Source organism: Sphingomonas sp. 66-10 (assembly GCF_001897045.1).
Lineage (GTDB): Bacteria > Pseudomonadota > Alphaproteobacteria > Sphingomonadales > Sphingomonadaceae > Sphingomonas > Sphingomonas lycopersici.
In genome coordinates this window covers 1-11,840 of record NZ_MKRR01000040.1, presented here as the reverse complement: position 1 = coordinate 11,840, position 11,840 = coordinate 1, and the positions used below count along the sequence as shown (strand labels likewise).

At 67.4% G+C, this 11,840-nt stretch carries 11 protein-coding genes; 4 read left to right on the top strand and 7 right to left on the bottom strand.

All coding sequences use genetic code 11. The features are described from left to right. The coding region (locus tag BGN95_RS04935) for a TonB-dependent receptor (protein ID WP_286771823.1) at positions 1 to 1,605 on the top strand (1,605 nt) is incomplete at its 5' end. Between the two features lie 86 nt (positions 1,606 to 1,691). On the opposite strand, the gene BGN95_RS04930 is transcribed toward BGN95_RS04935, so the two are convergent. Genes BGN95_RS04930 through BGN95_RS04900 form a run of 7 tightly spaced genes read right to left on the bottom strand, consistent with a single transcriptional unit; the run spans position 1,692 to position 7,944 of the window. Continuing rightward, complete coding sequence (locus BGN95_RS04930; RefSeq protein WP_265311489.1) at positions 1,692 to 2,849, bottom strand: LLM class flavin-dependent oxidoreductase; 1,158 nt, start codon at positions 2,847 to 2,849, stop codon at positions 1,692 to 1,694. A gap of 14 nt (positions 2,850 to 2,863) precedes the next feature. Continuing rightward, the gene (locus BGN95_RS04925) at positions 2,864 to 3,826 is read right to left on the bottom strand and encodes an LLM class flavin-dependent oxidoreductase (RefSeq protein ID WP_286771822.1); all 963 of its coding nucleotides are present in this window, start codon (positions 3,824 to 3,826) and stop codon (positions 2,864 to 2,866) included. After that, a complete protein-coding gene (locus tag BGN95_RS04920; RefSeq protein WP_286771821.1) occupies positions 3,823 to 4,431 on the bottom strand; it encodes a nitroreductase family protein in 609 nt (202 codons plus the stop codon). Before BGN95_RS04920 ends, BGN95_RS04925 begins: the two co-directional genes overlap by 4 nt. Beyond that, complete coding sequence (locus BGN95_RS04915) at positions 4,428 to 5,276, bottom strand: ABC transporter ATP-binding protein (protein ID WP_286771820.1); 849 nt, start codon at positions 5,274 to 5,276, stop codon at positions 4,428 to 4,430. The genes BGN95_RS04920 and BGN95_RS04915 overlap by 4 nt, the downstream gene beginning before the upstream one ends. Positions 5,277 to 5,285: 9 nt before the next feature. Continuing rightward, positions 5,286 to 6,065: an ABC transporter permease gene (locus BGN95_RS04910; protein ID WP_286771819.1), complete on the bottom strand. Its 780-nt coding sequence runs from the start codon at positions 6,063 to 6,065 to the stop codon at positions 5,286 to 5,288. Continuing rightward, positions 6,062 to 6,814 (bottom strand): ABC transporter permease, encoded by a 753-nt coding sequence (locus BGN95_RS04905; RefSeq protein ID WP_286771818.1) that lies wholly within the window; start codon positions 6,812 to 6,814, stop codon positions 6,062 to 6,064. The genes BGN95_RS04910 and BGN95_RS04905 overlap by 4 nt, the downstream gene beginning before the upstream one ends. Beyond that, positions 6,811 to 7,944, bottom strand: a complete 1,134-nt coding sequence (locus BGN95_RS04900; protein ID WP_286771817.1) for an ABC transporter substrate-binding protein — start codon at positions 7,942 to 7,944, stop codon at positions 6,811 to 6,813. The genes BGN95_RS04905 and BGN95_RS04900 overlap by 4 nt, the downstream gene beginning before the upstream one ends. A 310-nt stretch (positions 7,945 to 8,254) precedes the next feature. Between BGN95_RS04900 and BGN95_RS04895 the strand changes: the two genes are divergently transcribed. The 3 genes from BGN95_RS04895 (at position 8,255) to BGN95_RS04885 (ending at position 11,748) form a co-directional block, all read left to right on the top strand. Further along, positions 8,255 to 9,265: an ABC transporter substrate-binding protein gene (locus BGN95_RS04895; RefSeq protein WP_265311496.1), complete on the top strand. Its 1,011-nt coding sequence runs from the start codon at positions 8,255 to 8,257 to the stop codon at positions 9,263 to 9,265. 84 nt (positions 9,266 to 9,349) lie between these two features. Further along, positions 9,350 to 10,489, top strand: a complete 1,140-nt coding sequence (locus BGN95_RS04890; protein ID WP_286771816.1) for a sigma-54 interaction domain-containing protein — start codon at positions 9,350 to 9,352, stop codon at positions 10,487 to 10,489. Between the two features lie 161 nt (positions 10,490 to 10,650). Further along, positions 10,651 to 11,748: an ABC transporter substrate-binding protein gene (locus BGN95_RS04885; RefSeq protein WP_286771815.1), complete on the top strand. Its 1,098-nt coding sequence runs from the start codon at positions 10,651 to 10,653 to the stop codon at positions 11,746 to 11,748. Positions 11,749 to 11,840 lie beyond the last annotated feature (92 nt).

The following is an 11,840-nucleotide window of genomic DNA, read 5'->3' as shown; positions in this document are numbered from 1 at the left end:
CGCGACGAAGTGCTGCGCGGGCAGGTGCTGTTCGCGCCGACCGCCAATTTCCAGGCGCTGCTGAGCGTCCATTATCGCGATTACAGCACCGACGGCAGCTATTGGACCACCGCCAGCTATGCCGCGAGCGGCATATTGCGCAACGGCTATGCGCCGCCGACCGACAAGGATACGGTCAATTACAACGCCCCCGAATATAGCCGCAACAAGCAGCTCGGCGGGTCGTTGCACCTCGACTGGACGCTTGGCGGGGTCACGCTCACCGCGATCACCGGCTATGAGCGGTTCAAGACGCGCGGCGCCAACGACAGCGACTATACCCCGCTCGAAATCTCACGCGGCTATACGACCGCGCGCAGCGCGCAATGGACGCAGGAACTGCGCCTCGCTTCGCGGCAGGACGATCGCCTGAGCTGGATCGCGGGGCTCTATTATTTCAACGAGAAGATCGTCTCGAACGCTTATTCGGCGACCTTGCCGGCCGGGGCGGTGCCCGCGCTTCCCGGCAGCACCGCGCCCGCCGCTTATGCGTTGACCGCTTATCACCACAAGGCGGAAAGCGGCGCGGCGTTCGGTAGCGGCACGTTCAATTTCACCGACGCGCTGAAACTGACGCTCGGCGGCCGCTGGACGCGCGAGACCAAGACGCTCGATTTCGACCGGCTGGCCGCGCCCAATGCCGCGGCGACGAGCTGGAGCAATTATGCGCATTGGTGGAACAGCTATACCGGAAGGTTCGGCGGCCCCGGCACCTTTTCGGGCGATTTGCGCAAGACCTGGGACGCATTCACTTATGACGTGACGCCCTCGTGGCAGGTCGATCGCGACAATCTGATCTATTTCAAATTCTCGCACGGCGTGAAATCGGGCGGGTTCAATACCGCGGCGACGCTGCCCGCCGCGCTGCTGGTGGTCGCGCCGGAAAAGCTCAACGCCTATGAACTCGGCTATAAGTCGCAATGGTTCGATCGCCGGCTGACCTTCAACGCGACCGCCTTCCACTATGATTATGACAATGTGCAGATCAACGTGGTCGGGCCCAATCCCGGCGCGGTCGGCGGCGCGACGGTATCCTATCTCCAGAATGCCAGGAAGGCGCATGTCAACGGCGCCGAATTCGAGATCGAGGCGAAACCGCTTGCGCGGCTGCGGCTCAACGGCGCGGTCGGTATCCTCGATACTAAATATGACGAGCTCAATGTCGTGAACGGCGGCGCCAATCTGTCGGGCGCGCGGTTCGTGCGCGCGCCCAAGCTGACGCTCAACGGCGCGGCAAGCTATACCATCCCGGCGGGGCGGAGCGGCAACGTCGAGCTCCAGGCCGATGCGCGCTATACGTCGCTGCAATATTATTACATCACCCCGCAGGATCGGGTGAACCGCTATCTGCTGACCCAGCCCGGCTATACGATCGCCAATGCGCGGATCAGTTTCACCTCGGCCGACAATCGCGTGACCATTTCGGCCTATATCGACAATCTGTTCGACGTCGATTTCCGCAATCACGCGCTGCCGCAGGCCAATCCGGTGCAAGGGATCACCGGCGACACCGTCGAATGGGGCGACCCGCGCACTTATGGCGGATCGGTGATCTTCCGCTTCTGACGCCCCGCTCGCGTCGTCGCGCAAAATAAAAGGGCGCCGGTGGATGACCGCCGGCGCCCTTCCCCCTTTTAGGCGTTTGATGATCGCTATTCGGCGGCGGCGAGCAACAGATCCCGGTTGCGGCCAAGCAAGGGAAGCACTTCCTCCCCGACGCGCCACGCCTCCTCGAGATGCGGCGTACCGGCGAGGATGAAGGCGTTCGCGCCGCGCGCGATAAGGTCGTCGAGCCGTGCGGCGCATTGTTCATAGCTGCCGACGATGCCGAGCGCCGGGCCACCGCGCAGCAGGTTGAAACCGCCCCACAGGTTGGGCGCGACGATCAGATCCTCGTACCGCTTCGCCTCGCTCGGGCGGAGCGCCTGCTGGCGCGCGGCGCCGACCGAATCGGTCGGCCCGCCGCGGCCCTGCCGGCGACGCTCCTCGCCGACATGCTCGAAGCCGATGCGGATGTCGCGCCACGCTTCCTCCTCGGTCGGCCGCGCGACGAGGTCGACGCGCACCGCGCATTTCTGCTCGCCGCCCAATGCCGCGGTCCGTTCCTTCACGCGCGCGAATTTGTCGGCGAGCTGGTCGAACGGTTCGAGCCAGGAAAGATAGTAATCGGCGTGTTTCGCGGCCGATTGCAGCGCCGCGTCGGACGAGCCGGAGAACCAGATCTCGGGGATGTCCTCATGCGCCAAGAGCGGCGCGAGACCGCCGTGCTCGACCTCGTAGAAACGGCCACGATACGAGAAATCCTTCTGCGTCCACACGCCCTTGAACACGTCGAGAAATTCGGTGGTGCGGCCATAGCGGTCGTCGTGGCTGAAGCTGTCGCCCCACCAGGTTTGCGCCGGCCCGCCGCCGCCGGTGATGATGTTGAACACCGTCCGTCCGCCGGTCGCGCGTTGCAGACTGGCCGAGAGCCGCGCGGCGTGGACCGGGTTGAGGAAACCCGGCTGGAACGCGATCATGAAGCGGAACGTCCGCGTGGCGCGCGCCAGCAGCGGCGAGATCACCCAGGGATCGTCGGTATTGGGAAAGGACGGGATCAGCCCGCCGGTGAACCCCGCGCCCTCCGCGGCGCGCGCGATCTCGGCGAGATGGTCGATATAGCGAAACCCGTCGTCCGCGCCGGATGCGTCGATCCCCGGCGCGATGTTGCCGGCGGCGAGCGGCGACCAGTCGCCGCGATCATAAGCCCCGTAACGGATGCTGCTGTGGCAGCCGTGGGTCGGCAATCGCCAATAGAAATCGATCGTCATGGGGTCACCTCGGTTCAGGCGGCGGCGCGCGACGCGTCGAGCAGCGCGCGCAAGCGGGGAAGGACGTGCTGGCCGACGACATAGCTTTCCTCGAGCGAGGAACCGCCGGTCAGGACGAAATGATCGACACCAAGCCGGGCGAGCGCGGCCAATCGATCGGCGACCTCGGCATAATCGCCGACGATCGCCTGTTCGGGAAGACCCGCGCGCGCCGCATCGCGATGCGCTTCCTCGCCGGTGTCGCGCGCGAGCACCGGCTGGATCAGCCCGAAACCGATCGACCGCCGCGCCTGCAGCGCGAGCATGTCGAGCGCCTCGATCTGGCGGCTGAGCGTCGCAAAGCCGGTCGCGCGGAACAGATGGACGTCGGCGATGCGCGCCGACAGCGCCAGTTCCTCCTTGCTCTCGCCCTGCAGGAACACGCGCGGGAAGCGCACGCGGTTGAGCGGCGCATCGAACCCGCCATCCTCGACCTCGAAGAAGCGGCCCGCGAAGGAATAGGGATGCTGGCCGTGGACGCCGCGCGCGACGGTGAGGAATTCCTCGGTCCGCGCGGCCAGCGCCTCGTCGGGAACGCGATCGCCGTCATGCGCCCGTTCCACCGCGGGGCGCGACGGCGCGATCGCCCAGCCAAGCCGCTCGCGCGTCGCCCGTTGGAAGGTCACCGCCTGCTTGGCGGCATAGACCGCGGACCCGGCCGACGCCGGAAATTCCGCGACGAACTCGATCCGCGGCACCTCACGCGCGATCGCCGCGGCGACGATCGCGGCATCGTCCGATTGCGGCCGATGCACGATGAACAGGCCGTCGAACGCGGTCTGCGCCGCGGCCTGCGCGATCTGCGCATAATGATCGTAGCGGGTGATCGCGCGCGTGCGCACGTCGCGCGCGATCCCGGTGGGGGCCGGGCGCGCGGCGATCTCGCCACGCGCGGGCTGCTGCGCCACATCGAGCTGCCAATAGATCCGCACGGTCATGCAGCATTCCTTTCCTTGGCAAAGGCCGGTGCCCCAAGCCGCCCGGCGAACACCGTCTCATCGAGCGGGCGCCGCCCGTTGGGGGCTTCGGCGGCGTGGAATTCGGGGTCGAGCGTATCGAGCCCGGCGAGCCGCCCGATCGCGACCATCGCCTCGATCGCGAAATCGTCCGGCACCGCGAGCCGCGTTCGCGCGGCCTCGCGATCGAACCCGCCGATCCCGTGGGTATGCCAGCCGAGCAGCAGCGCCTGATGTGCGAAATTGGTCCAGGCCGCCCCGGCATCGAAACTGTGCGAGACATTGTCGACCACCACGCCGCGCCGCTCGAGCCGCAATTCGGACAGGATCACCACCAGCGCCGACGCGCGGCTTGCCCATAGCGCGTTGCGCGGCATCAGCAGCCCGACGAACGTCTCCCAATCGGCATCGCCCGGCCGCGCGAGCAGGAACCGCCACGGCTGGACATTCGACGCGGACGGCGCCCAGCGCGCCGCTTCGAACGCGCTCAGCAGCACCGCATCGGGCACCGGCTCGCCGGTGAAGCTGCGCGGCGACCAGCGATCGACGAACAGGGGCTCGATCGGATGCGCGGCGTTGCGGGTCATCGGCGGTCCTCCCGGCCCGGCAGGCGCACGAGATTGGCGGGATCGGCCGGCGCCGCGGTCAGCTCGGCGAGGATCTCGTCCTTGAGCCGGTGAAGCAGCGGGGCACCGCGATCGCGCGGGTGCGGCAGATCGACGTCGACGATGCGCCGGATACGCCCCGGATCGGGCGCCATGATCACCACCCGGTCGCCGAGATAGAGCGCCTCCTCGACATCGTGGGTGACCATCAACACGGTCGAGCGCTGCGTCATCCAGATGCGTTGCAGCTCGTTCTGGACGTGCACCCGCGTCAGCGCATCGAGCGCGCCGAGCGGCTCGTCGAGCAACAGCAATTTGGGCTCGGTGACGAGCGCGCGCGCGATCGCCGCGCGCTGCGCCATCCCGCCGGACAATTGATGCGGATAGGCCTGTTCGAAGCCCTTCAAATTCACCAGCGCGATATGATCGGCGACGATCTGCGCGCGCCGCTCCTTGGGAGTGTCGGTGTTGAGCAGCGCCAGCTCGATATTCTGCGCCAGCGTCATCCACGGAAACAGGCGGTGATCCTGAAAGACGATCCCGCGATCGAGGCTGGTGCTGGCGATGCGGTTCCCATCGAGCCGGATCTCGCCGCTATAATCGGCATCGAGCCCGACGATCAGCCGCAGCAGCGTCGATTTGCCGCACCCGGAGGCGCCGACGATGCTGACGAATTCGCCGGCCTTTACCGAGAGATTGATGTTGTCGAGCACGCGCCGCGGCTCGCCCCCGATCGCGAAGCTCTTGTCGAGATCGGCGATCGTCAGCGCGCCGCGCGCGGCATGATCGGTGGAAGCGACGGAAGGCGGCCGGGGATCGACGAACATACTAACTCCTCAAAGCGGCGCGGCTTGCCAGCGCAGCAAATGGCGGCGCAGGCGCTGGAACAGGGTGTTGATCACGAAGCCCAACAGGGCGGTGGCGATGATCGCCACGAGGATGACGTCGAGCCGCTGCTGGGTCTGGGCGAGCTGCATCGTGACGCCGAGCCCGCTTCCTGCGCCGAGCAGGATCTCGGTGGCGATCGATGCGATCCACGCGAAGGCGAGTGCCTGGGTAAGGCCGGTCAGAATCAGCGGCATCGCCGCGGGCAATAACAACAGGCGGAACCGCTGGAACGGGGTGAAGCCGTAGAGCCGCCCGACATCAAGATAGCGCTGCTCGACATGCGCGACGCCCTCATAGCTGTTGAGCATCGCGGGAAAGAAGGCGGACAGGCAGACGACGATGAGCTCGGTGCCCTGCCCGGTGCCGAACCACAAACCGAATAGCGGCAGCCAGCCGATCAGCGGCACCTGCCGGATGGCGTGGAGCAACGGCCCGAGCACGCGGTCGAGCGGTCGCCAGATCGCCATCGACACCCCCATCGCGATCCCCAGCGATCCCCCGATCGCCAGCCCGGCAAGGCTGCGCGACACGGTGGCGAACATGTCGCGCGCCAGCGCGCCGTCCGCGACCAGCTCGACAAGAGCCGCACCGATCGATTGAAGCGGGGCGAAGGTCAGCGCGCGCGCGCCGCCGCTGCTTGCCTGCCATTGCCACCAGGCGAGGAACAGCAACGGCGCGACAAGCCCGATCGCAAACCGCGCGGCGGGGCGGGCGAGCACTTGCTTCATGCGTATTTCCACCGTGTCGCGCGGTGCTCGATCGCTTTGGCGCCGCGATCGAGCGCGAAGCCGATCACACCGCTCACCACCACCCCGGCGAGCACCACGTCGATGCGGAACATCTGGCGGCCCATCTCCATCATCTGTCCGATCCCGCTGTCGGCGGCGAGCAGCTCGGCGGCGACGAGCACCACCCAGGAGCGGGTCAGCGCCACCCTCATGCCCGTCAGCACCGCCGGAACCGTCGCCGGAACGAGGATGCGCAGGATCAGGTCGGGAATCCGGGTGCGATAGACCCGGGCGACATCGAACCACGCTTTCGGAACGCCCCGGATACCGTCGAACGTCGCCAGCGCGACGGGAAAGAAGGTCGCCAGCGCGACGATCGCGATCTTGAACGGCTCGTCGATGCCGAGAAAGATCACCAGAACCGGCACGAAGGCGATGACCGGCACCTGCCAGACGGCGAGGAAGGCGGGCGCCAGCGCGGCTTCTGCGAGGCGCGACAGCGCGATACAGGCGCCGAACGCCAGCCCGGCGACCGCCCCGATCAGATAGCCCAGACCGAGCCGGAACAGGCCTTCGCCGATATGCCGCTCCAGCTCACCGCTTCGCGCCAGCGACCACAGGGTTTCCGCGACATCCGCCGGCGGCACCAGCACCTGTGTCGGAAACACGCCGGAGAGCGCGGCGAGCTGCCATAGCGCGAGCAGCGCCAAAGGAGCGGTCAGCGCCGCGAGCGGCGCGCGCGCGGTCACGAATTCTTGCCCGTCGAAACCGGCGCGGGCGCCGCTGCCGCCGCGCTCCCCGCCGGCCAGAAGCGGTCAAGCTTCAGATCGCGCAACGCGTTCGGGACGAACCGTTGGTCGATCAGCGCATCGACGTCGACCTTGTTGCGGACAAGGCCGCGCGCATAGGTGTAATCGGCGACCGACCGGTAATGGCCCGCGATATCGGGGGTGAAGATCGGCGAGAAGCGGTCGCGCCAGGCAATGCCCGATTCGGCATAATCCTTGGCCACGATCGCTTCGGGCAAGGCACCGCGCGAGGCCTGGTGGATCACCTCGGCGCGATGCTCCTCCAGCGCCGACCAGGCGGCGGCGCGCACGAAGGCATTGACGACGATCTGCGTCAGCTCCGGATTACGGTCGACGAAATCGCCGCGGCCGAACAGTTCGGCGCGCATCCGCCAGTCCGCCGGCGCCTGCTTGGTCGACCAGATGACGCGGCCGACACCGCGCTGCTCCAGCAGCAGGCCGTCCGAGAGCAGGAAGGTCGCGTCGACATTGCCCGACGCGAGTGCGGCGGGCGTCGCCGAGGGATTGATATTGACGATCGTGAAGTCGCTGAGCTTCAGCCCGTTGGCGTCGAGCAATTTGGAGAAAGGCAATTCCCACGGACGCCCGCGATGCAAGGCGATGCGCTTGCCCTTGAGATCGGCGATCGTCTTTGCCGGCAGCCCGTTGCGCACCACCAGATAGGAATTCTGCCCCTGCCCGACCGGCGCGACGAGCTTGAGCGGCACCCCGCCCGAGACCGCGATGATCGCGGGAAAATCGCCATATGAGGCGAAGTCGATGCGCTTGCCCGAGAAGCCCTCGTTGATCAGCGGGCCGCCCACCGCGGTGGGGATCGGGGTGAAGGCGAGCTCCACGCCGCGCTTCGCCAGCTCCTGCTTGAGCCAGCCCTGCTGGATGATGATGCCGGTCAGGCCGTTATAGACCTGCCGCCCCTCATAGGGATAAGCGATGCCGGCGATGTTGACGGTTCGCACCGGCGCGGCCGAGCCGCTGGCGCGGTGCAACTGGAACGCGAGCGCACCGCCGAGCAACGCCAGCACCGCGACGAGGATCGCCCACGGCCGCGATGATTTACCTTCAGTCGCCACACGCAATTCCTTTCGCTGCCGACGATGCAGTTCGCGTGCCAAGCGCGCGTTTCCGCGGATGCGCGCGCCGCGCGCCCGGGGCGGCAGCCCGAATTGCGCAAAATGAAGCAGCGCGCGGGCATCGGCTGCGCGAATTCCACCGATAAGCGTCGATCGATACGCCGGCTGGGCCGAAGGTGCCGCTTGGCACGCGCCTTGCGATCAGCCCGTCAACCGCGGAGTCGTGACAGGGCACGGCCTGGCGGCGGAGAAGAAGATGGAAATTGACTGTCGCGCAGCGGGTGGCCCGGAAGCTTTGGATTCGATCTGGATGTCGCAAAGCCCGATCCCGGCGGCCTCGGGCATCGCCTGGGCGTTGGGGTGGATGGCGGAGGAATTCGCCGGTGACGGGATCGCGATCAAGCGCGTCGCCGAGAGCGGCCTCAGGCTGGTCGCGCCGGACCCCGAACGACAGGCGCGTCATCATTTCCGCGAGGCGGGGAACATCCAGGCACTCGCGGCGCGATCGCTCGGCGCCCCGACGCGGGTGATCGGATTGACCTGGATCGACGAGGGCCAGGCGATCGTCGTGCGCCCCGACACTCGGGTCCTGGAGCCGGCCGACCTCAGGAACCTGCGCTTCGCGCTGCCGGGCTTCGCGCGCACGCGCGGGGAGAGCATCGCGCGCGGCATGGCGCTCCACGGCATTCAAAGCGCGCTGGCGCTCGGTGGACTGACGCTCGGCGAGGCGCGGCTGGTCGAGGTCCCCGCCCCGCCGATCGAGCAGCCCAGCGCCGCCGGGATGCGCCGGTTATGGCTGGGGCTCGACTGGCTCGCCGCCGGACGCGTCGACGCGGTCTATATCAAAGGCGCGGCGGCGGCCGAAGCGGCGGCGCGGCTCGGCCTCGTCGTGGGGATCGATCTTGATTCCTATCCCAGCCGGCTCGCCCGGGTGAACAATGGCACGCCGCGCCCGATCACGGTGCATGCCGATATGATCGACGATCATTTCGACATCGTGGTGCGCTTCCTCGAACAGACACTGCGCGCCGCGGACTGGGCGGCCGGCAATCCGGCCGAGCTCAAGCACATCCTGGCGCGCGAGACGCTCGCCGGCATATCCGGCGTCGAGGCCGCGTATCGCGGCGATTTCCATCGCTCGCTGCACCCCGATCTCTCGCCTGATCGCGTCGACATGCTGGAGAAGCAAGCCAACTTCTTGTGGCTACACGGATTTCTCGAACATCGTGTCGATGTCGCGCGCTGGATCGATCCGCGTCCGCTCGATGCCGCGCTGGCGCGACGCGCCGGCCTGGAACGGTATCGCGCGGCCGCCCGCTGAAAGCTGAGCTATCGAGCCTGCTTTAATTCCTACTTATTTAGTGGATGAATCTACGCTATCCTCCGCGACGACCCGGAGGAGATCATGGCCTCAAACCCGCAAGCCGATCGCGCAACGCGTCCCGATGTCGGTGTGACGACCGCGCATCATGCCGGCGGGCGCGCCGTGCTGGCGTTCGACTGCGACAAACATCATTCGGTCGGCGCCCGCGCGCGCGCGTTCATCTTTTCCGATCCGCGCTCGCGCGCACTGATGCCGCTAATCGAGCGCACCGCGCCGAGCGACGCCAATATCCTGGTGATCGGCGAGACGGGAACCGGCAAGGAACTGGTCGCACGCTATGTCCACGCGATGAGCGACCGCGCGCCCGGCCCGTTCCTCGCGGTCAATTGCGGCGCTTTTTCCGAGACGCTGATCGAGGGCGAATTGTTCGGTTACGAGCGCGGCGCCTTCACCGGCGCGCATGCCGCGCGGCCGGGCTGGTTCGAGGCGGCCAACGGCGGCACGCTGTTCCTCGACGAGATCGGCGATCTTCCGCTCTCGCTGCAGGTGAAGTTGCTCCGCATCCTGCAGGAGCGCGAAGTCGTGCGGATCGGCTCGCGCTCCGCGACCCCGCTCAACGTTCGCCTGATCGCCGCGACCAACGTCGATCTGGCGCAGGCGGTGGCAAAGGGCGTCTTCCGCGCCGACCTCTTCTATCGGCTGCAAGTCGTGACGGTGCCGCTCCTGCCTTTACGAGAGCGGCGCGCCGACATCCTGCCGCTCGCCCGGCACTTCCTGCAGGTCTATGGCGACAAGCTCCCGCCCCGGCGGCTCGACCTCGGGCCGCGGGCGGAGGAGGCGCTGTACCGGCATGACTGGCCGGGGAATATCCGCGAGCTTGAGAATGCCATCTACCGCGCGACGCTGATCAACCAGGACGGCGTGATCCAGGTCGCCGATCTCGGGCTGTCGCCGCCGATCGCGATCGAGGATTTCGCCCCGCCGGGCGAGCCGCACGCCGCGCCCCCGGCGACCGCGCCCACGTCGATCGAGGATATTCTCCGGCCGGTCGTCGCGCGCCTGATCGACGAGGGGCATCCCGAACTGCTCGATCGGCTCGTCAACATCGCGGTGCGCGAAGCCTTTCAGATGTCGGGCGCGAACCAGATCAAGACGGCGAGCGCGCTCGGCGTCACCCGCAACGTCGTGCGGACCCATCTCAAGAATTTCGGGCTGATCTGATCCGTTGCCGCAGCAATAGCGGTGAAAACTCACCAATATTGCTGCTGAATATCGCGCATCGATCAACGCAGCGCGGCCCCCATCCTTCGCGACTCCGCCGAAATCACGGCTTGGCATGAGCCTTGCTCCCTTCCCGTCACACGCTGGCCAAGGAGCTCAGAATGGCAACGACGCTCGATCGCTTGGCCCCGACGCGGGAGAAACTCACCGAATTGTGGTTCACGCGCTGCCCGGTGCCGACCGCGACGGGGATCGCCTATAAGCTCGGCTGGCTCGGCGACGAATTCGCGCGCGACGGGATCGCCCTGCGCACGCTGCAGGAATCGGGGTCCGAACTCGCGCGGCATCATTATGATCATCGCCTGCCGACATTGATCCGCGAGGGCGGCAACATGCTCGCGATCGCCGCGCGGGCGCAGCACGAGCCGACCCGCCTCGTCGGCCTCACCTGGATCGAGGAAAGCCAACTGATCCTCACCCGCCCCGATACCGGGATCGCGCACGCGGCCGATCTCAAGGGCCGCCGCCTCGCGCTGCCCGGCTGGAGCCGCAACGACATCCCGAGCCATGTGCGCGGCACCAGCATCGCGCGCGGCATGTCGCTCGCCGGCTATAAGGGCGTGCTCGCCTCGGCTGGGCTGACCTTTGACGATGTCGAGCTGGTCGAGACCGAGGACCGGCTGCGCAACATCGGCGGCGCGGGCCGCGATCTCGAACCGCGCCGCTCGGGCGTCGGCCGGTTGTGGCCGATCGAGGCGCTCGTCGCGGGCAAGGTGGACGCCATCTATGTCAAGGGCGCCTCGGCGCTCGATCAGGCGCGCGAGGCGGGGCTGGTGATCGCGATCGACCTCGACGCGCTCCCGGACCGTCGCTTTCGGGTCAACAACGGGACCCCGCGCCCGATCACCGTCCACCAGCAGTTGCTCGACGAGCATTTCGATCTCGTCGCGCGCTTCCTCGCGGTGACGCTGCGCGCCGCCGACTGGGTGGCGGCGCAGCCCAACCGCCTGCGCGAGATATTGGAATTCGAGACCGCCGGCAGCGCGGGTGCGGTCGATCAGGCCTATGCCCGGCTCCACGAGGGGCTGCATCCGACGCTCGACGCCGATCGGCTCGCCTTGTTCGAGCAGCAGAAGAAATTCCTCTTCACCCACGGCTTTCTCGACGCCGATTTCGAGCTCGACGCGTGGGTCGATCCACGCCCGCTCGACGCCGCGCGCGCGATCAATGCCCGCGCCACCACCCCCGAACTCGCCTGAGAGGAGATCGTCATGTCCGAACAACCCGGCCTGTCGCCCGAAGCCATCGCCTTCGTCACCAAGACCGAGCAGGACGCGCGCCGCGCGTTCCG